The sequence below is a fragment of the Pseudomonas sp. LBUM1653 genome (genome assembly GCF_059716115.1).
This window is the reverse complement of sequence record NZ_CP166803.1, coordinates 1,461,831-1,483,179: the sequence shown is the minus strand read 5'-3', so window position 1 is coordinate 1,483,179 and position 21,349 is coordinate 1,461,831. Positions and strand designations below refer to the sequence as shown.

Annotated in this window: 20 protein-coding genes; 12 read left to right on the top strand and 8 right to left on the bottom strand. The window is 59.9% G+C overall.

Going from position 1 to position 21,349, the window contains the following annotated elements:
• Positions 1–203 precede the first annotated feature (203 nt).
• The 6 genes from ACA054_RS06700 to ACA054_RS06675 all read left to right on the top strand — a co-directional run bounded on the left by ACA054_RS06700 (position 204) and on the right by ACA054_RS06675 (position 6,647).
• Entirely contained in the window at positions 204–1,331 is a 1,128-nt protein-coding gene (locus ACA054_RS06700; RefSeq protein ID WP_497688698.1) for a branched-chain amino acid ABC transporter substrate-binding protein, read from the top strand.
• 233 nt (positions 1,332–1,564) lie between these two features.
• Complete coding sequence (livH, locus tag ACA054_RS06695) at positions 1,565–2,488, top strand: high-affinity branched-chain amino acid ABC transporter permease LivH (RefSeq protein ID WP_497688697.1); 924 nt, start codon at positions 1,565–1,567, stop codon at positions 2,486–2,488.
• Complete coding sequence (locus tag ACA054_RS06690; RefSeq protein ID WP_497688696.1) at positions 2,485–3,741, top strand: high-affinity branched-chain amino acid ABC transporter permease LivM; 1,257 nt, start codon at positions 2,485–2,487, stop codon at positions 3,739–3,741. The genes livH and ACA054_RS06690 overlap by 4 nt, the downstream gene beginning before the upstream one ends.
• Positions 3,738–4,505: a high-affinity branched-chain amino acid ABC transporter ATP-binding protein LivG gene (livG, locus tag ACA054_RS06685; RefSeq protein ID WP_497688695.1), complete on the top strand. Its 768-nt coding sequence runs from the start codon at positions 3,738–3,740 to the stop codon at positions 4,503–4,505. Before ACA054_RS06690 ends, livG begins: the two co-directional genes overlap by 4 nt.
• The gene (locus ACA054_RS06680; protein ID WP_497688694.1) at positions 4,506–5,207 is read left to right on the top strand and encodes an ABC transporter ATP-binding protein; all 702 of its coding nucleotides are present in this window, start codon (positions 4,506–4,508) and stop codon (positions 5,205–5,207) included.
• 444 nt (positions 5,208–5,651) lie between these two features.
• Complete coding sequence (locus ACA054_RS06675; RefSeq protein ID WP_497685826.1) at positions 5,652–6,647, top strand: IS110 family RNA-guided transposase; 996 nt, start codon at positions 5,652–5,654, stop codon at positions 6,645–6,647.
• A gap of 36 nt (positions 6,648–6,683) precedes the next feature.
• Here ACA054_RS06675 and ACA054_RS06670 read toward each other — a convergent pair whose 3' ends face one another.
• Positions 6,684–7,592 (bottom strand): LysR family transcriptional regulator, encoded by a 909-nt coding sequence (locus tag ACA054_RS06670; protein ID WP_497688693.1) that lies wholly within the window; start codon positions 7,590–7,592, stop codon positions 6,684–6,686.
• Between the two features lie 106 nt (positions 7,593–7,698).
• Between ACA054_RS06670 and ACA054_RS06665 the strand changes: the two genes are divergently transcribed.
• Positions 7,699–8,295, top strand: a complete 597-nt coding sequence (locus ACA054_RS06665; RefSeq protein ID WP_497688692.1) for a short chain dehydrogenase — start codon at positions 7,699–7,701, stop codon at positions 8,293–8,295.
• 35 nt (positions 8,296–8,330) lie between these two features.
• Here ACA054_RS06665 and ACA054_RS06660 read toward each other — a convergent pair whose 3' ends face one another.
• Positions 8,331–8,801 carry a hypothetical protein gene (locus ACA054_RS06660; RefSeq protein WP_497688691.1) on the bottom strand — a complete coding sequence of 157 codons (471 nt, stop codon included), beginning with the start codon at positions 8,799–8,801 and terminating at the stop codon, positions 8,331–8,333.
• Positions 8,802–8,875: 74 nt separating this feature from the next.
• Here ACA054_RS06660 and ACA054_RS06655 point away from each other — a divergent pair, with 74 nt between their 5' ends.
• Both ACA054_RS06655 and ACA054_RS06650 read left to right on the top strand, forming a co-directional pair.
• On the top strand, positions 8,876–9,541 hold the full coding sequence (locus ACA054_RS06655) for a COG3650 family protein (RefSeq protein WP_497688690.1): 666 nt from the start codon (positions 8,876–8,878) through the stop codon (positions 9,539–9,541).
• A 95-nt stretch (positions 9,542–9,636) separates the two neighbouring features.
• Positions 9,637–11,250 (top strand): NAD(P)/FAD-dependent oxidoreductase, encoded by a 1,614-nt coding sequence (locus tag ACA054_RS06650; protein ID WP_497688689.1) that lies wholly within the window; start codon positions 9,637–9,639, stop codon positions 11,248–11,250.
• A gap of 142 nt (positions 11,251–11,392) precedes the next feature.
• Here ACA054_RS06650 and ACA054_RS06645 read toward each other — a convergent pair whose 3' ends face one another.
• Entirely contained in the window at positions 11,393–12,487 is a 1,095-nt protein-coding gene (locus tag ACA054_RS06645; RefSeq protein WP_497688688.1) for a PLP-dependent cysteine synthase family protein, read from the bottom strand.
• A gap of 249 nt (positions 12,488–12,736) precedes the next feature.
• Between ACA054_RS06645 and nhaA the strand changes: the two genes are divergently transcribed.
• The gene (gene nhaA, locus ACA054_RS06640; protein ID WP_497688687.1) at positions 12,737–13,924 is read left to right on the top strand and encodes a Na+/H+ antiporter NhaA; all 1,188 of its coding nucleotides are present in this window, start codon (positions 12,737–12,739) and stop codon (positions 13,922–13,924) included.
• A 290-nt stretch (positions 13,925–14,214) separates the two neighbouring features.
• Complete coding sequence (locus tag ACA054_RS06635) at positions 14,215–14,676, top strand: hypothetical protein (protein WP_497688686.1); 462 nt, start codon at positions 14,215–14,217, stop codon at positions 14,674–14,676.
• Positions 14,677–14,754: 78 nt separating this feature from the next.
• Here ACA054_RS06635 and ACA054_RS06630 read toward each other — a convergent pair whose 3' ends face one another.
• Entirely contained in the window at positions 14,755–15,219 is a 465-nt protein-coding gene (locus ACA054_RS06630; protein WP_020798113.1) for an outer membrane lipoprotein, read from the bottom strand.
• Between the two features lie 167 nt (positions 15,220–15,386).
• Here ACA054_RS06630 and ACA054_RS06625 point away from each other — a divergent pair, with 167 nt between their 5' ends.
• The gene (locus ACA054_RS06625; protein WP_497688685.1) at positions 15,387–15,623 is read left to right on the top strand and encodes a hypothetical protein; all 237 of its coding nucleotides are present in this window, start codon (positions 15,387–15,389) and stop codon (positions 15,621–15,623) included.
• 5 nt (positions 15,624–15,628) lie between these two features.
• On the opposite strand, the gene pdxH is transcribed toward ACA054_RS06625, so the two are convergent.
• The 4 genes from pdxH to ACA054_RS06605 form a co-directional block, all read right to left on the bottom strand.
• Entirely contained in the window at positions 15,629–16,276 is a 648-nt protein-coding gene (pdxH, locus tag ACA054_RS06620; RefSeq protein ID WP_497688684.1) for a pyridoxamine 5'-phosphate oxidase, read from the bottom strand.
• A 24-nt stretch (positions 16,277–16,300) separates the two neighbouring features.
• Positions 16,301–17,413: an OmpA family protein gene (locus tag ACA054_RS06615; protein WP_497688683.1), complete on the bottom strand. Its 1,113-nt coding sequence runs from the start codon at positions 17,411–17,413 to the stop codon at positions 16,301–16,303.
• Positions 17,414–17,526: 113 nt separating this feature from the next.
• On the bottom strand, positions 17,527–18,672 hold the full coding sequence (locus ACA054_RS06610) for a serine hydrolase domain-containing protein (RefSeq protein ID WP_497688682.1): 1,146 nt from the start codon (positions 18,670–18,672) through the stop codon (positions 17,527–17,529).
• A gap of 182 nt (positions 18,673–18,854) precedes the next feature.
• Positions 18,855–21,338: a beta-galactosidase gene (locus tag ACA054_RS06605; protein ID WP_497688681.1), complete on the bottom strand. Its 2,484-nt coding sequence runs from the start codon at positions 21,336–21,338 to the stop codon at positions 18,855–18,857.
• Between the last annotated feature and the right edge of the window lie 11 nt (positions 21,339–21,349).

Below are 21,349 nucleotides of genomic sequence, written 5' to 3'. Positions count from 1 at the left end.
CAATTCTGACTTTTTCTTTCAAAAAAGCGACACCCCCAAGTTTTGCCCCCTGGCGCCAGCTTCCCAGGCTGACAATCGGCGCTCTACACTGTACCGGTACAGTTGCCGGGGGGCATTTCCGGGGGATGTCGTAGATATCTGACCCGGTTCTGCCGCCAACGGCGCCAGGACTATAAAAATTACAACAGTAAGAGTGGAGCACTATGACTAAGGCTACTAAGCAGATTTCCAAACTGTTTGCCGCTATGGTTCTGGCCGGGGTTGCCAGCCATTCGTTCGCAGCTGACACCATCAAGATCGGCATCGCCGGCCCCAAGACCGGTCCTGTAGCCCAATACGGCGACATGCAGTTCAGCGGCGCCAAAATGGCCATTGAACAGATCAACGCTAAAGGCGGCGTAGACGGCAAGAAGCTCGAAGCCGTTGAGTACGATGACGCCTGTGATCCGAAACAAGCGGTAGCGGTCGCGAACAAGGTCGTCAACGACGGCGTCAAGTTCGTGGTCGGCCACCTGTGCTCCAGCTCCACTCAACCGGCTTCGGACATCTACGAAGACGAAGGCGTGATCATGATCACCCCGGCCGCCACCAGCCCGGACATCACCGCCCGTGGTTACAAAATGGTGTTCCGCACCATCGGCTTGGACAGCGCCCAGGGCCCTGCCGCCGGTAACTACATCGCCGATTTCGTAAAACCGAAAATCGTTGCCGTCCTGCACGACAAACAGCAATACGGTGAAGGCATCGCCACCGCCGTGAAGACAACCCTGGAAGGCAAAGGCGTCAAGGTTGCCGTGTTCGAAGGCGTCAACGCCGGCGACAAGGACTTCTCGTCGATGATCGCCAAGCTCAAGCAAGCCAACGTCGACTTCGTCTACTACGGCGGCTACCACCCGGAGCTGGGCCTGATCCTGCGCCAATCCCAGGAAAAAGGCCTGAAAGCCAAGTTCATGGGTCCGGAAGGCGTGGGTAACGATTCCATCTCGCAGATCGCCAAGGACGCTTCCGAAGGCCTGCTGGTGACCTTGCCGAAATCCTTCGACCAGGATCCGGCCAACGTCGCCCTGGCTGATGCGTTCAAGGCCAAGAAAGAAGATCCAAGCGGTCCGTTCGTGTTCCCGGCCTACTCGGCTGTGACCGTCATTGCCGAAGGTATCAAGGCAGCCAAGTCCGAAGACTCCGCCAAAGTGGCTGAAGCCATCCACGCCGGTACCTTCAAGACTCCAACCGGTGACCTGAGCTTCGACGCCAAGGGCGACCTGAAAGACTTCAAATTCGTGGTTTACGAGTGGCACTTCGGCAAACCAAAAACTGAAGCCAAGCCTCAGTAAGGCGTTGCCTGACTGACTGCCAATAAAGCCCACGGCGTGCCGTGGGCTTTGTTTTACGAACGTATCTGGGCCGCGCTGGCGTGATCCGCTAGTCTCCCCACCTGAAAATCTCAAAACCGTCATCAGCGGTTCGCTGGCAAACCCCGGATTCGAAGTGGATGCAGATCCACGGGGCCCGGGCGGGAAAATGACTCCACCAGTGAAATGCGTATCAGGTTTTTAGGAGCGCTGTAATGCCTGACATCTATCACTTCTTCCAACAGCTGGTTAATGGTCTGACCATTGGCAGCACGTATGCCCTGATCGCCATCGGCTATACGATGGTTTACGGCATCATTGGAATGATCAACTTCGCCCACGGCGAGGTGTACATGATCGGCTCCTACGTGGCGTTCATCGCCATCGCCGGGCTGGCCATGCTGGGACTCGACAGTGTTCCGCTGTTGATGACCGCCGCTTTCCTGGCGACCATCGTCGTCACCAGTGCCTACGGCTACAGCATCGAACGGATCGCCTACCGCCCCTTGCGCGGCAGCAACCGTCTGATCCCGCTGATTTCCGCCATCGGCATGTCGATCTTCCTGCAGAACACGGTTCTGCTGGCGCAAGACTCCAAGGACAAATCCATCCCCAACCTGATTCCGGGCAACTTTACCTTCGGACCGGGTGGCGCACATGAAGTGCTGATTTCCTACATGCAAATCGTGGTGTTCGTGGTGACCCTGGTCGCCATGCTCGGCCTGACGCTGTTCATCTCCCGCTCTCGCCTGGGTCGCGCCTGTCGCGCCTGTGCCGAAGACATCAAGATGGCCAACCTGCTGGGTATCAACACCAACAACATCATCGCCCTGACCTTCGTCATCGGTGCAGCGCTGGCGGCCATCGCGGCCGTGCTGCTGAGCATGCAATACGGTGTGATCAACCCGAACGCCGGATTCCTGGTCGGCCTCAAGGCCTTCACCGCAGCGGTACTGGGCGGTATCGGCAGCATTCCGGGCGCCATGCTTGGCGGGCTGGTACTGGGCGTGGCGGAAGCCTTCGGTGCCGATATCTTCGGCGACCAGTACAAGGACGTCGTGGCTTTCGGTCTCTTGGTTTTGGTGTTGTTGTTCCGGCCAACCGGCCTGCTGGGCCGTCCGGAGGTTGAGAAGGTATGACTAGGAATCTTAAACAGGCACTGTTCAGTGCCTTGCTGGTATGGGCCGTTGCCTATCCGGTACTCGGTCTGAAGCTGACCATCGTTGGCATCAACCTCGAAGTTCATGGCACCAGCGACGCCACGTTGATCACCATCGCCGTGTGCTCGGTGCTGATGTTCCTGCGCGTTTTGTTCGACCAGCAGATCAGCTCGGCCTGGCGCTCCTCGCCGAGCATGCCGCTGATTCCGGCCAAGGCCAGCAACTTCCTGACCCTGCCGACCACCCAGCGCTGGATCATCATTGCGTTGATCGCCGGCGCCCTGGTCTGGCCGTTCTTCGGTTCTCGCGGCGCAGTGGATATTGCGACGCTGGTGCTGATCTACGTGATGTTGGGCCTGGGCCTGAACATCGTGGTCGGTCTGGCTGGCCTGCTCGACCTCGGTTACGTCGGCTTCTACGCCGTTGGCGCCTACAGCTATGCGCTGCTGTCGCACTACTACGGTCTGAGCTTCTGGATCTGCCTGCCAATCGCCGGTCTGATGGCAGCCACCTTCGGCTTCCTGCTCGGTTTCCCGGTACTGCGTTTGCGCGGTGACTACCTGGCGATCGTGACCCTGGGCTTCGGTGAAATCATCCGTCTGTTCCTGCGTAACCTGACCGGCCTCACGGGCGGTCCGAACGGCATCAGCAACATCGAGAAACCAACGTTCTTCGGCCTGACCTTCGAACGTAAAGCCGCCGAAGGGATGCAGACCTTCCATGAGTATTTCGGCATCGCCTACAACTCGATCAACAAGGTGATTTTCCTCTACCTGGTTGCTCTGTTGCTGGCACTCGGCGCGCTGTTCGTCATCAACCGCTTGCTGCGCATGCCGCTTGGCCGCGCGTGGGAAGCATTGCGTGAAGACGAAATCGCCTGCCGTGCGCTGGGTCTGAACCCGACCATCATCAAGCTTTCGGCGTTCACCCTGGGTGCAAGCTTCGCCGGTTTCGCCGGTAGCTTCTTCGCTGCCCGTCAGGGCCTGGTGACACCGGAGTCCTTCACCTTCATCGAGTCGGCGATCATCCTCGCCATCGTGGTATTGGGTGGCATGGGCTCGCAGCTGGGCGTGATCCTGGCCGCGGTGGTGATGATCCTGCTGCCGGAAATGATGCGTGAGTTCAGTGAGTACCGCATGTTGATGTTCGGTGCCTTGATGGTACTGATGATGATCTGGCGCCCTCAGGGTCTGCTGCCCATGCAACGTCCTCACATGGAGCTGCGCAAATGAGCCGCGAGATCCTTAAAGTAGAAAACCTGAGCATGCGCTTCGGCGGCTTGCTGGCGGTCAACGGCGTTGCCTTGAGCGTCAAAGAGAAACAGGTGGTTGCACTGATCGGCCCCAACGGCGCCGGCAAGACCACCGTGTTCAACTGCCTGACCGGCTTCTACAAGCCGAGCGGCGGCAGCATCCTGCTCGATGGCGAGCCGATCGAGGGCCTGCCGGGCCACAAGATCGCCCTCAAAGGCGTGGTGCGAACCTTCCAGAACGTGCGGTTGTTCAAGGACATGACCGCGGTCGAGAATCTCTTGATCGCCCAGCATCGTCACCTGAATACCAATTTCCTGGCCGGCCTGTTCAAGACTCCGGGTTTCCGCAAGAGCGAACGTGAGGCCATGGATTTCGCCGAGTTCTGGCTGGAAAAGGTCAACCTCAAGGAGTTCGCCAACCGTCCGGCCGGCACCCTGGCCTACGGTCAGCAACGGCGCCTGGAAATCGCCCGCTGCATGATGACCCGTCCCCGGATCCTCATGCTCGACGAACCGGCCGCCGGCCTGAACCCGAAGGAGACCGAAGATCTCAAGGCGCTGATCAGCATGTTGCGTGAAGAGCACAACGTCACCGTGCTGCTGATCGAACACGACATGAAACTGGTCATGAGCATTTCCGACCACATCGTCGTGATAAACCAGGGCACGCCTCTGGCCGATGGTACGCCGGAACAGATCCGCGACAATCCTGAAGTGATCAAAGCCTACCTGGGGGAAGCGTAAATGCTGCAGTTCGAAAACGTTTCCACTTTCTACGGCAAAATCCAGGCCCTGCACAGCGTCAACGTCGAAGTCCGCCAGGGCGAGATCGTGACCCTGATCGGCGCCAACGGTGCCGGCAAATCCACGCTGTTGATGACCCTGTGCGGTTCGCCACGCGCCCACAGCGGCAGCATCCGCTACATGGGTGAGGAACTGGTCGGGCAGGACTCTTCGCATATCATGCGCAAGAGCATTGCCGTGGTGCCGGAAGGTCGTCGGGTGTTTTCCCGTCTGACCGTGGAAGAAAACCTTTCCATGGGTGGTTTCTTCACCGCCAAAGGCGATTATCAGGAACAGATGGACAAAGTTCTCGGACTTTTCCCACGTTTGAAAGAGCGCTTCAGCCAGCGTGGCGGCACCATGTCCGGCGGCGAACAGCAAATGCTCGCCATCGGCCGTGCGCTGATGAGCAAGCCCAAGCTGCTGCTGCTCGATGAGCCTTCGCTGGGCCTGGCCCCGATCATCATCCAGCAGATCTTCGATATCATCGAACAGCTGCGCAAGGACGGTGTGACGGTGTTCCTGGTCGAGCAGAACGCCAACCAGGCCCTGAAAATCGCTGACCGCGCCTACGTGCTGGAAAACGGCCGGGTGGTGATGACAGGGACCGGTGAAGCGCTGCTGACAGATCCGAAAGTGCGTGATGCGTACTTGGGCGGCTAAGCCTTGACGGTAAACAAGAAACGGCCTTTGCGGGCCGTTTTTTTATGCCCACCAAAAACTTCAACAACCACATTGCCCCCCTGTAGGAGCGAGCATGCTCGCGATGGACGTTAACGAAAACGCGGGCTGTTTGAAGCCCGCGGCGCCCGGGCCTCCATCGCGAGCATGCTCGCTCCTTGTATGTTGTCCCTGTACCCAGCGAGAGAGGTTAAGCTCGGCAGCGTACACACAAGTAAGTGCGTTTCTGGGGGAGGCCGATCGCTCCTGAAGGCAGGATTTGCTCCTGACCTTGTCTGTAGAGAGGCCCCCCCGCCTCATTGCCCACCACGAAGAGTATCGAGAAGCCGACAAGTCGGACTTCGCATTACAAGGTTGCAGTGGCATGAAGTTCGAGGTCGGGGGAACCAGGTGCAATCTTACCTAAAGCCAAGGAAGTGAAAAGCAATGAATGCGCATGTCGGCATAGATATCAGTGCTCGCAGTTCAGCCATGGGATGGCGGCAGAACGGCAAAGCAGCAGGCAATGGAGACATTCAGCACACACCCAAAGGTCGCAAGGCCGCTGTGGAAAAGCTGCTACGTCTCAAGCCGCTAAGCGTTGTCATGGAGGCCACCGGTATTTACTACCTGGATCTTGCGATGGAGTTGCACGCCGCCGGCTTGCCGGTCTCGGTGATCAATCCCAAAAGCTTCCACAACTTTGCCAAGCTGATGTTGCAAAACAGCAAGACTGACCAGATCGATGCCCAACTGCTGGCCGAATACGGCGAGCGTATGGGGCCTAGGCTGTGGGTCCCGCCCACTGCGGAACAGATGATGCTGCGTGCGATTGGTCGCCACATCAACCGACTGATTGGCCATCGAACACGAGCCAAAAACGAATTACACGCCCTACAAGCAACAGAAACGAGTGTGGAGCTGCTGATCGAGGATGAGAAGGAGGCGATTGCAGGACTGGACTCCCGGATTGATCGCTTGAAGAAAGCCGCACGTGAGGCCATCGCCAAATGCCCGGATCTGAGTTTGCAGTTTCGCTGCATGATGGCGGCGCCCGGCGTTGGAGAGGCCTCGGCCATCGCCGCACTGGCTGAGCTGACGACCCTTCCAGTGACGCTTAAATCGGCACAGGTAAGCCGCTATGCAGGCCTGGATGTCAGACTGACCCAGTCAGGCACCAGCGTGAACCGGCCAGGACGAATGTCCAAGTGCGGTAATGCTTACTTGCGTGCAGCGATGTTCATGCCGGCGATGACGGCAATCCGTTGTGATGAGAATGTGAAGGCCTTCTACGAGGCACTGGTAGCGCGCGGCAAGAAGAAAATGCAAGCCATCGGCGCGGTCATGCGCAAATACCTAACCGGGTTATGGGCATGCATGCGCTCCGGAGAAGAATTTAATACGGCCAAGCTTTTTAGCAAAAAACATCTCGCGAAAGCTTGACCGTGAACAGAGTATCTACAGGGGCCGCGTGATGATCTACAGCCGATCCAACGCTTCCCCGCTGCGCTTGAACCAACCTATCAAATAATCCGCCAATACTTGCGTACGCTTGGGCAAACCACCCTGATACGGATGCACCAGGTACATCGGCATGCTCCGTGTCTGATAATCACGCAGGAGCCATCGCAAACGCCCGTCAGCCAGTTCCGCCGGCAATACGTAGGACGGCAGGCGGGCAATGCCGGCGCCAGCCAGTGCGGCTTTTTTCAACAGGTTGTAATGGTTGCTGGCGAACGGCCCCGAAACCCGCACCCGCAGCAGCTCGTGTTGTTGGTGATACAACCACTCCTCCCGGCCACTGTAGTGGCTGTTAAGCAAGCAACGATGCTCGGCCAGCGCCTGAGGGGTCTGCGGCTCACCGTATTGCTCCAGATAGGCCGGGCTGGCGCAGGTCAATTCCCGCCACGCCAGTAGCGGGCGCGCCACCAGGCGCTGGTCAACTGCCACATCGGAGCGGATCGCCAGATCGAAACCGTCACGGGACAGATCACGGTAACTGTTGTTGAGCTCGAGCTCGATCTGCACCTCGGGATACTGGGCGGAGAACTCCAGCAACAAGCCATCGAAAAAGGTTTCCCCGAGTGACACTGGTACCGTCATCCTTACCGGGCCGGCCATGTCGTCCTTCAGGCGCGCCAGCGCCTGGCGCGCGCGCTCGACTTGCACCACCAGCGCCTGGGCCTGGGGCAACAACGCAGCGCCTGCCGCCGTCAGGCTCAAGCGCCGGGTAGTGCGTTGCAGCAGGACCACGCAAAACTGCGCTTCCAACTGGCTGATGCGCTTGGACAACTGGCCCTTGCTGCAACCTAATTGCTGCGCCGCCAAGGTAAAACTGCCCGCTTCGATCAACACGGCGAATGCCGCCAGGTCATCCATCTCGCTCATGGATTGTTTCCATTTGAAAACCAAAGGTTGCCTATTAGTGCGCTTATCCGTAGAAAAAACCACTCTAAACTGAAGCCTCATTCAATCGATACGAGGATCAGCCAGCATGAAAATTCTTTTGATCGGCGCAGGCGGCACCATCGGTTCGGCCGTCGACAAGGAACTGTCCCAGCGCCACGAGATCATTCGCATTGGCCGCAATAGCGGAGACTTCCAGGTGGATATCAGTGACAGCGACTCGATTCGCAAACTGTTTGAGCAAACGGGCAAGTTCGATGCGTTGGTCTGCGCCGCCGGCAACGTGACCTTCGCCCCATTGGATGAAATGACCGAAGAGAGTTTTGCCCTGGGCCTGAAAGACAAGTTGATGGGCCAGGTCAACTTGCTGCTGATCGGTCGCGAGTTCGCCAATGACGGCGCGTCGTTCACCTTCACCACCGGCGTGCTCAGCCACGACCCGATCCGCAGCGGCGCCTCGGCAGCATTGGTCAACGGTGCGCTGGACAGCTTTGTCCGTGCCGCCGCTATCGAATTGCCGCGCGGACTGCGGGTCAACTCGATCAGCCCGAACGTGCTGGTCGAAGCCATGGGCAAATACGCACCGTACTTCCGCGGCTTCAAACCGGTTCCAGCGGCCGATGTGGCATTGGCCTACGCCAAGAGTGTCGAAGGCTTGCAGACCGGCCAGACCTTTCACATCTGATCAGACTCAAGGTGGGGCGCTGACTCAGCGCCGCATCAGGATGCCGGAGCCTCCAACAGGGTGGGCAGCAGATTGCCGGCTATCTCGCGCGGTACGGATATCATCAGACCGGGACCTTTGATCACCGATTGAACCGTCGCGGTCGACACCAGAATGCCGTTGATGGACAGCCGCAACGGCTGATGCATTTCCTGACGCGTTACCTGTTCCAGACGGCGTTGCGCATCGGGGCTAAGCATGACGTTGAGGCCAATGGATTGCGGATTATGATCATCGATCCGTTTAAGCTCCAGGTTGATGGCGCTAAAGTCCGACCTGGACGTAAAAGCGATGTCTGCCGCCAGGCATTGCATCGCTGCCATCATTCCCAATGCCACAAGAATCAGCTTGCCTGAGCCCCTCATAACACCTCCTGCATCAAAAAGACCGACAAGGTTACGACCAAATTCCTTTCGCCTTGGTGATTCAAGTACAGCTGAATGTTTCTTGCGCGGCGTCGTTTCCAATGCAAGTCCTACTCATGGGTTGTGATGAACGGTCAGGCTGAGTAACGTGGCGGCACTTGTCAGGAGACCCCAAGATGCGTGCTGCCCGTTCCTTAGTCCTCGTTGCCCTTCTTCCGCTGTTCGCCGCCTGTCAGTTGTTCGATGGCTCGCGTGAAAGCGCTTCCCACGTAGGCCAGACCCGCATGCAGGGCCAGTTGAGCGCAGCCGACGGCAAGCTGTTGTTCCAGCCATGCGGCGAGCAGAAACGTTATGTGGTCAACGACACGGGCGGTACCAGCGTCCTGCAACAGGCCGCGAGCCTGGCCGATGCCCAGGGCAAACTGTTTGCCGATGTGCGCGGGCGGATCGTTTCCGGTTCCGGCGACGGGCAACTGGACGTCGAACAGCTGTACCGCGTCGAGCGTTCGGGCAATGCCTGTGCCGATCCCGACTTCAAAAAGCTGATCCTGCGCGCCGCCGGCCATGCCCCCGAGTGGAGCGTGAGAGTCACCGGCAAAGGCATGGTCCTCGAACGCGTCGGCCAGGCGCCGTTGGCGGTGCCCTACGTCGAAGAGCAGTTGGGCGAAGGCCGCTTCAACCTCAGCACCGAAGCCAATAACCAGCACATCGAACTGTGGGTCGCACCACAACGCTGTATCGACAACAGCACGGGGAGCCTGCAGCACATGAGTGCCGAACTGCGCATCGATGGCAAGGTACAGCGCGGTTGCGGGTATTTCGGCGGATCGCGCGACGACTGATCGTTTAAGCCTCACGGGCCTGCGCCTTTGGGGCTTATAATCGCCGGTTTCAAACGCCCTGGCGCAGTTGTGCGCCCCGCGAACCGGATCCTGCCATGTTACGAATCACCGAACTCAAGTTGCCGATCGACCATCCCGATGAAGACCTGCGCCCTGCCATCCTGCAGCGCCTGGGCATCGCCAGCGATGACTTGCTCGACTTCACCTTGTTCAAGCGCAGCTACGATGCGCGTAAAAAGTCCTCCGAACTGTGCTTCATCTACACCATCGACCTCAATGTTCGCGATGAGGCGGCGGTGCTGCACAAGTTCGCCGATGACCGTAACGTCAACGTGGCACCGGATGTCAGCTACAAAATGGTCGGCCAGGCGCCGGCCGATCTGAGCGCGCGCCCGATCGTCGTCGGGTTCGGTCCGTGCGGGATTTTCGCCGGGCTGCTGCTGGCGCAAATGGGCTTCAAGCCGATCATCCTCGAGCGCGGCACCGAAGTGCGCCAGCGCACCAAGGACACCTGGGGCCTGTGGCGTAAAAGCGTGCTCAACCCCGAGTCCAACGTGCAATTCGGCGAGGGCGGCGCCGGGACATTCTCCGACGGCAAGCTCTACAGCCAGATCAAGGATCCGAAGTTCATCGGGCGCAAGGTCCTGCATGAATTCGTCAAGGCCGGTGCACCGGAAGAAATTCTCTACGTTAGCAAACCGCACATCGGCACGTTCCGTCTGACTGGCGTTGTGGAAAACATGCGTGAGCAGATTCGCGCCATGGGCGGCGAAGTGCGCTTCCAGCAGCGGGTTACCGACGTGCTGATCGAGGACGGCCAACTGGTTGGCGTCGAACTCAACGGTGGCGAGCAAATCCACTCGAAACACGTGATCCTGGCCCTCGGCCACAGCGCCCGGGACACCTTCCGCATGCTGCACGGCCGTGGCGTGTTCATGGAAGCCAAGCCGTTCTCGGTAGGTTTCCGCATCGAGCACCCGCAGTCGCTGATCGACCGGGCGCGCCTGGGCAAGTACGCCGGCCACCCGAAACTCGGCGCCGCCGACTACAAACTGGTGCACCACGCCAAGAATGGCCGTTCCGTCTACAGCTTCTGCATGTGCCCAGGCGGCACGGTGGTCGCGGCGACATCCGAGCCAAACCGCGTGGTCACCAATGGCATGAGCCAGTACTCGCGTAACGAGCGCAATGCCAACTCCGGGATCGTTGTCGGGATTACCCCGGAAGTCGATTACCCGGGCGGGCCGTTGGCCGGTATCGAGTTGCAGGAACGCCTGGAATCCCACGCCTTTGTGCTCGGTGGCAGCAACTACGAAGCACCGGCGCAACTGGTCGGCGACTTTATCGCCGGCAAGCCGTCCACCGAGTTGGGCAGCGTTGAACCGTCCTACAAGCCGGGCGTTGCCCTGGGTGACCTGGCGCTGGCCTTACCGGCCTTCGCCATCGAAGCGATTCGCGAAGCCTTGCCGGCATTCGAGAAACAGATTCGCGGTTACTCGCTGCACGATGCCGTGTTGACCGGGATCGAAACCCGCACTTCGTCGCCGCTGCGCATCACCCGCAACGAGTCGATGCAGAGCCTGAACGTCAAGGGCTTGTTCCCGGCCGGTGAAGGCGCGGGTTATGCGGGCGGGATTTTGTCGGCGGGTGTGGATGGCATTCGCATTGCGGAAGCTGTGGCCCGCGATATTCTCGGCCTCGAAGCCTGATACAGAACTTCTGAAACAGCACAAATCCCTGTGGGAGCGAGCTTGCTCGCGATGCGGTAGATCAATCAACATCTGTGTTGAATGTGATGCCGCCATCGCGAGCAAGCTCGCTCCCACAGTGGTCTCCGGCGTCTGAAAGATCTTAGATATTGGCGCGCAACACCGAAGCCGGCAGCGGCTCGCCGCGCTCGACCGTCGCTGCCACCGCATCGATCAACCCGCTCAACTCAAACCCCTCGGCCTTGAGCCACGCCTGATCGTAATACGTCGTGGCATAACGCTCGCCGCTGTCGCACAGAATCGCCACGATCGACCCCTCCTCCCCCGCCGCCGCCATCTGCTGCGCTGCCATCAAGGCGCCGATCAGGTTGGTCCCGCTCGATCCGCCGACATGACGCCCCAGACGTTCGGCGAGGTAATGCATGGCTGCCAGCGACAACGCGTCCGGCACCTTGACCATCGCATCGATGACCTTGGGCAGGAATGACGCTTCCACCCGGGGCCGCCCAATGCCTTCGACCCGCGAACCGTGGTCCAGGCGCAGGCTGGCATCGCCGGTCTGGTAATAATCGAAAAACACCGAGCGTTCGGCATCGGCACACAACACGCGGGTGGCGTGCTGGCGATAACGCACGTAACGCCCCAGGGTCGCCGTCGTGCCCCCGGTGCCGGGACTGGACACCAGCCAGCTCGGCTCCGGGTGCTTTTCGAAGCGCATCTGCTGGAAGATCGATTCGGCGATGTTGTTGTTCGCTCGCCAGTCGGTCGCACGCTCGGCGTAGGTGAACTGGTCGATGAAGTGCCCGTCGTGTTCACGTGCCAGGCGTTCGGACTCGGCGTAAATCTGCGTCGGGTCCGCGACCAGATGCGTCTGCCCGCCATAGAAAGCGATTTGCGCAATCTTCTCCCTCGACGTGCTGGCCGGCACCACGGCAATGAACGGCACCCCCAGCAAACGCGCGAAGTACGCCTCGGAAATCGCCGTCGAACCGCTGGACGCCTCGATCACCGGCGCACCGGGCTTGAGCCAGCCATTGCACAGCGCATACAGGAACAGCGACCGTGCCAGGCGATGTTTCAGGCTGCCGGTGGGATGGCTCGACTCATCCTTGAAGTACAACTCGATGCCTGGAAAGCCTGGCAGGGGCAAAGGAATCAGGTGAGTGTCGGCGCTGCGCTGGAAATCGGCTTCGATGATCCGGATGGCTTCGCGGGACCACTGTCGGTTGTCGCTCATGGTGGTTATCTCGATGGATCAGGCAATAGGCGGCGTTGTCACAAGCCTCAACCTCAAGCTTAGGAAAAATCCTACATCCAGCACAGATACAGCTGAGTTCCAATACGTCCGGTAACTGCTAGGCTCAGGTCCTTGCCGCAGAATCGCGCTGTTACGACATATAACAAAAAAGAATATAACTTTTGTTTTAACAACTAACGGTACGGGTTAGGGTGTGCCACCTTTTGACTTTATCGATGGAGAGCGACTTTGCCTCTGCGTAGCACGTTCACGCGTTTCTTTCAGCTGGAAGCTGCCAGCGGTCTGTTACTGATCGCCGCGGCTATCCTCGCGTTGATCATCAACAACTCCCCGCTGTCGTGGCTTTACAACGGCCTGCTGGAAACCCCCGTCGTCGCTCAGGTCGGCGCGCTGAAAATCGCCAAGCCGCTGCTGCTGTGGATCAACGACGGGCTGATGGCGATGTTCTTCCTGTTGATCGGGCTGGAGGTCAAGCGCGAGGTCCTCGACGGGCAACTGTCCAAGCCTTCGCAGATCGTCCTGCCCGGTGCGGCCGCCATTGGCGGCATGGTAGTGCCAGCGCTGATCTACTGGTTCCTCAACCGTGACAACCCACCGGCCCTGAACGGCTGGGCGATCCCGACTGCCACCGACATCGCTTTCGCGCTCGGTGTACTGGCGCTGTTGGGCAAACGCGTGCCGGTGTCGCTGAAGTTGTTCCTGATGACCCTGGCGATCATCGACGACCTCGGCGCCATCGTCATCATCGCGATTTTCTATTCCGGCGAACTGTCGACCCTGTCCCTGGCACTGGCCGCAGCCTGCATCGCGGCGCTGATCGGAATGAACCGGCTCGGCGTGGTGAAGCTCGGACCGTACATGATCATTGGCCTGATCCTCTGGGTCTGCGTACTCAAGAGCGGTGTGCATGCCACGCTGGCGGGCGTGACCCTGGCTTTCTGCATCCCGTTGCGCACGAAAAACGCCGAACCGTCGCCCCTGCTGACACTGGAACACGCGCTGCATCCGTGGGTGGCCTACGGCATCCTGCCGCTGTTCGCCTTCGCCAACGCCGGCCTGTCCCTGATTGGCGTGACCGCCGAGAGCTTCACCCATGACGTGCCAATGGGCATTGCGATCGGCCTGCTGCTGGGCAAGACCGTCGGCGTGTACGGCCTGACCTGGCTGGCGGTGAAAACCGGCATCGCAGCCCTGCCCCAGGGTGCCAATTGGGGCCAGGTGCTGGGTGTGGCGATTCTCTGCGGCATCGGCTTCACCATGAGCCTGTTCGTCGGTTCGCTGGCCTTTGAACCGGGCGTCAGTGACTACGCGGGCATGGACCGGATGGGGATTCTGACCGGCTCGATTCTGGCAGCATTGATTGGCTATGCGGTGACGGCGGCGGCGAGTCGCAAGGCTGTGCTACAGCCGGCATAGCCCCGGACGGCGCAACAACTTCCAATCCCGGAAATCTTCGTAGGAGCGAGCATGCTCGCGATGGTCGTTAACGATAACGCTGGAAACCTGACACCCCGCGTCATCGTTGACGTCCATCGCGAGCAAGCTCGCTCCTACACATGACGCACAGAGCTGCCGGACTTTTCCTACGATCTTTACGGATGCAGCCTGCATAAATCTCCAAGCCTTTCTCGATAACTTTACGATTTCTAACTCGTGCCTTTTGCCTTATGCAAGCAGGGTCGAATTCAGTAATTTTGGAGAGGGTTATGGCGCTTCGTCAGGAACTAATGCCCCCGCATCTTTGCGAAACCAAAGTTGCTCGTCTTGCAGACCTTGCTGCCGAAATTGATGGCGCAGATCAGGATCGAACCAGGAATCAGTTGGTTGAGTTCAATCGAGAGGCCATGACCGATCTAACCTTTCTCGACTTTCAAGGAACCCAAGATCATGACACATGGGTTCGCCAGATCCTGGCGGGGCCCTATGTACGACGCCTGAAGGACATCTCCCAAACTGAACTGATCGAAATGGCTCGAAGAGTCATGAATGCCGATAGCCCGGAACACGCCACCGACTTCTGGCTGGAAATATTGGCACTCAATATTCCAGATGCTCGTATTTCCGAGCTTTTTTTCTGGCCCAGTGAGTTTTTTGGTGATGGGGGAAACGCTCGCGAACCAATACCGGAGCAGATAATTGAAACTGCCCTGAAGAACAGCGATTTGTAACCTGATGCTGGAAACCGACGCTAAAAAAAACCCCGATCCAGTCACCTGGTCGGGGTTTTCTTTTACCCGTATTCCCGCTTAGTGGGAAACGCGGCTGGTGCCATCAACCGTGGCAATGCGCACGCGCTCGCCGACACGGAATACTTCGTTTTCCTGAACCTGTTGCACGTAGGCGCGCATGCTGCCGTCGTCTTCGCGCACGGTGATTTCCACGCCCTGGGTGCGGGTCAGGCCTTCTTCGGTAGCCGAGCCCAGCAACCCGCCGGCAACTGCGCCGATGACCGCTGCGACGATACTGCCGCGGCCACCGCCGATGGCGCTGCCGCCGACACCGCCGACTACTGCACCCGCAGCACCGCCGATTGGCGTTTTGGTACCTTCGATTTTCACCGGTCGCAGGGCTTCGATGGTGCCCATGCGAATGGTCTGCACGCGACGCGCTTCGTCACGGGAATAGGAGTCACCGGTCAAGCTCGATTGGCAGCCAGTGAGCAACATCGCCATGGTGGAAAAGGAAGCAACCAGCAGAACAGACTTACGCATAGCATCAACTCCAAAGGACAAGTAACCATTAAACTCCGCAGCTTGACGCCTGTCACGGCCTTGCCTGGATAAAATTGCTTCGATTCAGGCTCCGTACAGGCCCGTCCACGAACTCACCACAGGGTGGCGGCCTATTCGCAAGACTGCGCCACTGACCAGGGACCTACATGGATTACTTTATCATTGTCGTCACTACCGTCGCCGGACTGTACTTCCATGGGTGGCTGTACGTGCGCATCAGACGCTGGATGGACCGGGACCTGGCATTGGCGCTGGCCGGCAAGGACGAGCAGAAAAAAGCGTTCATGCTCGAACAGTTGGCGAGCGCCCAGGCGCTGAAAATCAGGCGTCGAGACCTGCCGCAGTGGCTTGAGGCCGCAGCGGCAGACTATCCCGAGCGGTAGACTGCTTAAGGCGCCAGACGTTCAAGAATCCAGCTGGCGCCCTGCATACGATAGTTGAGCCGGTCGTGCAGACGGCTCGGACGGCCCTGCCAGAACTCGATGCGCTCTGGCAGCAGGCGATAACCGCCCCAGTGTTCAGGGCAGTGAGGTTGGCTATCGCTGAAACGTTGCTCGGTATCCTTGAGCAGCGACTCCAGTTCATTGCGATCGGCTATCACCCGGCTCTGCGGCGAAGCCCAGGCACCGAGGCGGCTGCCCAGCGGGCGCACCTGATAGTACGCGTCGGACTCCTCGGGAGTGACCTTCACCACCCGACCTTCAATTCGTACCTGACGCTCCAATGTCGGCCAGAAAAACGTCATTGCCGCGAATGGATTCGCCACCAGCTGCTGGCCTTTGGCGCTGTCGTAGTTGGTGAAGAAGGTGAAGCCCTGCGCATCCAGGCCCTTGAGCAGCAGAATGCGGCAATGCGGCCGTCCGTCCTGGTCGACAGTGGCCAAGGTCATGGCATTAGCCTCCACCGGTGCCTGCTCGGTTTTCACCGCGTCGGCAAACCATTGGTGGAACAGCACAAAGGGCTCGGCCGGGGCTTGCGCCTCGGTCAGGCCATCACGGGTGTAGTCGCGGCGCATATCAGCCAGGGCCTTGGTCATGGCGCATTCCTTATGGTTAACGAATCACTTCTTTGTGGTATCGGCGGCGACCTTCGGCGCGTCGGCAGCAGCTTTGGCCGGTGCAGTCTTTTTCGCTGGCGTAGCGGTTTTAGCCGGTGCCTTCTTGGCTGGAGCTTTGGCGGCTTTCTTGGCCGGCGCTTTTTTCGCGACCGGTGCAGCCGCTTTCTTCGCGTCGGCAGGTGCTGGAGTCACAGGCTTGGCCACAGGTTTGATGTCCTGGGCCGCGACCATGCGCACAGGTGCCGGGGCCGGCATATTGTACTTGCTCAGCAACGCGACCATGGTGTTTTGCGGTGTGACCAACAGCTCCACTCGGCGGTTCAAGGCACGGCCTTCAACGCTGTCGTTGGCGGCACGCGGGGCTTCGCCACCCATGCCGCGCAGCATCAGGCGATCACGCTGCAGACCGCTGAGACGGAAGATCGCCGCCACCGATTGCGCACGCTCCTGGCTCAACTTAACGTTGGCCGGCGCTGCGCCCGAAGTATCGCTGTGACCGAGTACCAGCACGGCAGTCTTCGGGTCGACTTCAAGGATTTTCGCAACACGAGTGAACGGGCCGAGCGTCACCGGCAGCAGCATGGCCGGGCGGTCCGGGTTGAACGAGCCTTCCACCGGCGCGGTCACCACCAATACGTTTTCACGGCGTTCGAGTTGCAGGTTGCTGTCCTTGATCGCTGCTCGCAGACGCGGTTCGTAGTCGTCGAGCCAGGCTTGGGTGACTTTCGGATCCGGCATCGGCACGGCTTTGGCAGTGCTCTGCTCTTTGCCGCCGAACGGCCACCACCACTTGCCACCCGCATCGGCCTCAGCCTTGGCCTTGGCTACTTCTACCGGTTTGGCCTCGGGCTTTACCTCTGGTTTTTTATCGAGCGCTTTCTCGGAGCCGAACGGCCAGTACCAAGGGCTGGCACTTTCAGTCTTGGCAACCGGCGCGGCAACCGGTTTCAGCGGTGCCGGGGTCGGGGTCGGGGCTGGAGCCGGTGTCTTGGTCGCGACTTTGTCGGAAGACCCGAACGGCCACCAACTGCCGCCGTCTACATCATTTTTAGGAGTCTGTGCGCAACCGGTAATAGCGAAGCACAGTGCCAAGGCGAGGGTGGGTTTGGTTGACATTGGATATCCACAAAAATGAAGTAATGAAAATCAGGCCGGATCGGCCCGCATAAACAGACGCTTGGAAACTGAAAAGGCTGTCGGGTTCCAGCTCCGGAACCTTTAAGCGTGATTTACAGACAAGTGGCCAGTACCCGCACAAGCTTTTGTGCGCGCGGATCCATCAAGACGTACGGCCCCAGGGTATTTGTCACAAATCCGAACGCCACATCATGCTCGGGGTCGGCGAAACCAACAGAACCGCCAGCGCCCGGATGCCCGAACGCTCGCGCGCCCAGGCCGAAGGTCGCATTGGGCACATCCGGTTGATCGAGCATGCAGCCCAGGCCGAAGCGGGTTCGAGTCAGTAGTGTCTTGTCCTCGCCAAGGCTGTGTTCGCGGGTCAGTTCGTCGAGCAACTCGCCTTCCAGCAGGCTGCCATCGAGCAAACCGGCGTAGAACCCGGCCAGGCTACGGGCATTGCCGTGGCCATTGGCCGCCGGCTGCTGCATGCGCCGCCACTCCGGTTTGTTGGTGCTGGTCAGCACCGAGGGTGGATTGGTGAAAGCGCGGGTGGTCATGGCCGTTGGCTCACGCATGGTCACTTGCAGCAGACGCTGGGCCGCGGCATCGCCGACACTGCCCTTGCCGCGGGCGATATGCGCCACGCGATGAAACTCTTCATCGGCCAGGCCGACGTGAAAATCCAGGCCCAAAGGCTTGGCAACCCGCGCCACGATGGACTCACCGGGTCCACGGCCGTCAGCACGGCGCAGCAGCTCGCCGACCAGCCAGCCATAAGTGATTGCCGCATAACCGTGGCCTTCACCCGGCGTCCACCACGGTGTTTCGGCGGCCAGGGCGTCGACCATGATTTGCCAGTCGTACAGCGCTTCGGGGGCCAGCAACTCGCGCAACGCTGGCAGCCCGGCCTGATGGCAAAGCAGCTGGCGCAGAGTGACCGATTCTTTGCCGGCGGCGGCGAATTCAGGCCAGTAGCGAGCCACCGGGGCATCCAGTTGCAACTTGCCCTCGGCCACCAGTTGCAGGGCGGTGACGGCGGTAAAGGTCTTGGTGCAAGAGAACAGGTTGGCGATGGTGTCGCTGTGCCAGGCTTCGGCCCCATCCTTGTCGGCGGTGCCGGACCACAAATCGACGACGGTTTCGCCGCCGATCTGGATGCACAATGCGGCGCCACGTTCCTGAGGATCGTCGAACAGCGCCGCGAACGCTTCACGCACTGCCTCGAACTTAAGCTCGTAATGACCCTGAATCTGCACCCGCTACTCCCCGCAAACGTTCTGTAAAGTGGCCCGCATTGTTCCAGCCCTTGGGGGTTTTGGGAACAGGGGCAGGCTGGGCGGTCAATCACTCGCAGAACTGATCAGAAATTTTTAGAGCCTGTGAAGACGCCTTCGTCGGAACGCCGCCCGGAGCAGGCTCGCTCCCACAGGAATCGGAGTCACTGACCCTTGCCGGAATGCCCACCAGCGCCCTTCCCCGGGCCTTTGCCGGCCTCAGCCTTTCGCCCGCCCTCGGCGTCATGGTTCGCTTTGTCGACCTCGCCTGCGGCCTTCTGGGCCTCTTTGCCCAACTGATCGAGCGCCGCCAGATTGCTCTTGCGCACGCTGTCGACAAAGCCCTGGAACGGCTGATCGGTAATCCCCACCAGACCAAAGTGACCATTTTCGCCATCCAGCAGGCGCCCGGTCACCGGTTGGTCGAGGTATTGGAACCAGTGCACGCCGACAATCGACGGTTCGCCCAGCGCCTGTTTCAGAAAGTTCATGTAGGCCGGGCCACGGTCTTCTTCCTTCGCCAGTTGGGTCACGCCGCCCCAGAACGGGCCGCGATCGGTCGATCCGAAGTTGAATTCGGTGATCAACACCGGTTTGTCGAGGCTGCGCAGTTTGGCGAAGTCGTAACCGTCCTGGGGTTGCAAGGTGTACATGTTGAAGCTCAGGACGTCGCAGTACTGCGCACAGGACTCAACGGCTTCCGGGGTGCTGACGGCAAACCGGCCACCGAGCAACAGCTGGTTCGGCGCGTGCCACTTGAGCGAATCGGAAATGGTCTTGAAGTAGGTGTCTGCGAAAACCTTCTGGAAGTATCTGAAGTCGGCCTCGATTTCCGGGTGCTCGGCGCTTGGCAACGGCGGCACGAAGCCTGGGTCTTCCATCAGTTCCCAGGCTGGCAGATCGATTCCCCAGGCTTTCGACAAGCCCGCCTGATTGCGATATTTGTCGCGCAATTGCTTGAGGAACGCGCGCTTGGCCGGCACGTCGGTGGTCATTTTCAAGGTGCCATACGCGAGCGCGTAACGGGCTTTCGGGTCATCGCCGGGACCAGCCCAGGCCAGTTCGTTGTCGGCGAAGTAACCGATCAGCCATGGATCGTCGCGGTGGTCGCGGGCGGCAATGGCCACGGCGCGTTCGGTCGCCATGGCGAAACGCGGGTCGAATGGGTCGGGCATTCCGCCCCACCAGTCGCTGCCGGTGCTGATGCTGGCGTAATCGCCGACGATCGACAGTGGTAAGGTGTATGGAACGCGTTCAGCGTCAACCAGGGTCGGAGCGCTCCAGTTACCGAGGGTGTTGAACCCCCAGGCCTGCAGGCGATCGAGGGTATGGCGGGTCCAGCGTTGCTCATCAAACGTCGTTTTGCACGGCTCGGCAGGTTTTGACTCAGCGTTCGCCACTGTCGCATCGATGGCGCCGGCCTTGGCGGATTCGGCCGTAGATGGCGCGACGGCGGGCTCGGAAGCCTTCTCAGCCATTGCCTCTACTGCGTCGGCCTTGGCCGCTTCAGCAACGTCAGCCTTGGTATTGCTACCCAAAGCACAAGGGTCGCCGTACCGACGCTGCAAATTGGCGCCATAGAAGTCGTACCACTTTCCAAAATTGAAGCCCCGGCCCTGATCGACACCGTTACCACCGCGGTTGTCGCCTTCACCGAAGTGATTGGCCAGCGGTTCGTCAACCTTGGGCAGGGATTCGAACATCCATTCACGACCGGCAACATACGTCTGGTTAACGTCCGCCGTAACGGTGTTGACCCCCAGCGAGTAGAACGGATGCCCTTGCGGCGTCACCAGGTACCAGCGGCCGTCGCGTTTTTCGGTGCGGAAAAAGCCGCTGGCCTTGAACGTCGGCCCGTTGGTCCACCCGCCGAACTTGTCCAGGGAGGACTTTTCACGCTCAACCAGCCAGGTTTTCAGCTGCTGTTGTTCCTTGGCGGCGGCGCTTTTCAATTGTTCGTCGCTGCTGACCTTTTCTGGCCATTTGGCCCGGGTCGATTGGCCATAAACGTCCACCAGCCCGCCATAGACCGTTTGGGTCACCCCTTCGCCGTCCTGCACGCCAAAGCGCTCCAGCAGAATGCTCTGGGCGACTTTCGGTTGGTCCATGGACAAGCTGACCGACACCACCTGGCTACGGTTCAGCTCACCGGCACTGCTGGCCAGCAACACACGCTGACCGTCGATCGTCATCGGCATCGGCGGACCCGCCTTCATGCCTTGGCTCAGCGACGAAGTCGGCTGCAATGGCACTAACAGGGTCTGCGCCGGGCCGGCTGGAAGATCGACGCGACTGATCAATGTCTTGCCGTCGTTGCTCTGGATCGTCACGTACAGGGTCACGGCCCAGTTCATCGCGCTCTGGATCCGCAGGCTCATGACGCCCGACTGCGACCAGTCCCACGCCCCGGTCTGCGGGGACAGGCGCAGGGTTGGCCGGGCAACCGGGTTGAACGTCACCCGGCGCAGCACTTCGCCTTCGGGCGTCTGTTCGGCGTTGGACTGCGGCAGGCTGGCGTCCTGGGTTGCCACTTGGACCACGTCGGCGGGGCGCACAAAGTTGAACAGCGTCTGTTGGCCTGCGGGTGCGGCCAGCAGGGGCGTTGCGAACAACAGGGCAAGAACGGCAGGTAGCGAACAGCGAATCATGAGAACGGAAT

What these genes read in the sequence shown, in the direction of transcription:
- ACA054_RS06700 (WP_497688698.1), top strand. Translation starts at nt 204, where the DNA reads ATGACTAAGGCTACTAAGCAGATTTCCAAACTGTTTGCCGCTATGGTT.
- livH (WP_497688697.1), top strand. Translation starts at nt 1,565, where the DNA reads ATGCCTGACATCTATCACTTCTTCCAACAGCTGGTTAATGGTCTGACC.
- ACA054_RS06690 (WP_497688696.1), top strand. Translation starts at nt 2,485, where the DNA reads ATGACTAGGAATCTTAAACAGGCACTGTTCAGTGCCTTGCTGGTATGG.
- livG (WP_497688695.1), top strand. Translation starts at nt 3,738, where the DNA reads ATGAGCCGCGAGATCCTTAAAGTAGAAAACCTGAGCATGCGCTTCGGC.
- ACA054_RS06680 (WP_497688694.1), top strand. Translation starts at nt 4,506, where the DNA reads ATGCTGCAGTTCGAAAACGTTTCCACTTTCTACGGCAAAATCCAGGCC.
- ACA054_RS06675 (WP_497685826.1), top strand. Translation starts at nt 5,652, where the DNA reads ATGAATGCGCATGTCGGCATAGATATCAGTGCTCGCAGTTCAGCCATG.
- ACA054_RS06670 (WP_497688693.1), bottom strand. Translation starts at nt 7,592, where the DNA reads ATGAGCGAGATGGATGACCTGGCGGCATTCGCCGTGTTGATCGAAGCG.
- ACA054_RS06665 (WP_497688692.1), top strand. Translation starts at nt 7,699, where the DNA reads ATGAAAATTCTTTTGATCGGCGCAGGCGGCACCATCGGTTCGGCCGTC.
- ACA054_RS06655 (WP_497688690.1), top strand. Translation starts at nt 8,876, where the DNA reads ATGCGTGCTGCCCGTTCCTTAGTCCTCGTTGCCCTTCTTCCGCTGTTC.
- ACA054_RS06650 (WP_497688689.1), top strand. Translation starts at nt 9,637, where the DNA reads ATGTTACGAATCACCGAACTCAAGTTGCCGATCGACCATCCCGATGAA.
- ACA054_RS06645 (WP_497688688.1), bottom strand. Translation starts at nt 12,487, where the DNA reads ATGAGCGACAACCGACAGTGGTCCCGCGAAGCCATCCGGATCATCGAA.
- ACA054_RS06635 (WP_497688686.1), top strand. Translation starts at nt 14,215, where the DNA reads ATGGCGCTTCGTCAGGAACTAATGCCCCCGCATCTTTGCGAAACCAAA.
- ACA054_RS06630 (WP_020798113.1), bottom strand. Translation starts at nt 15,219, where the DNA reads ATGCGTAAGTCTGTTCTGCTGGTTGCTTCCTTTTCCACCATGGCGATG.
- ACA054_RS06625 (WP_497688685.1), top strand. Translation starts at nt 15,387, where the DNA reads ATGGATTACTTTATCATTGTCGTCACTACCGTCGCCGGACTGTACTTC.
- pdxH (WP_497688684.1), bottom strand. Translation starts at nt 16,276, where the DNA reads ATGACCAAGGCCCTGGCTGATATGCGCCGCGACTACACCCGTGATGGC.
- ACA054_RS06615 (WP_497688683.1), bottom strand. Translation starts at nt 17,413, where the DNA reads ATGTCAACCAAACCCACCCTCGCCTTGGCACTGTGCTTCGCTATTACC.
- ACA054_RS06605 (WP_497688681.1), bottom strand. Translation starts at nt 21,338, where the DNA reads ATGATTCGCTGTTCGCTACCTGCCGTTCTTGCCCTGTTGTTCGCAACG.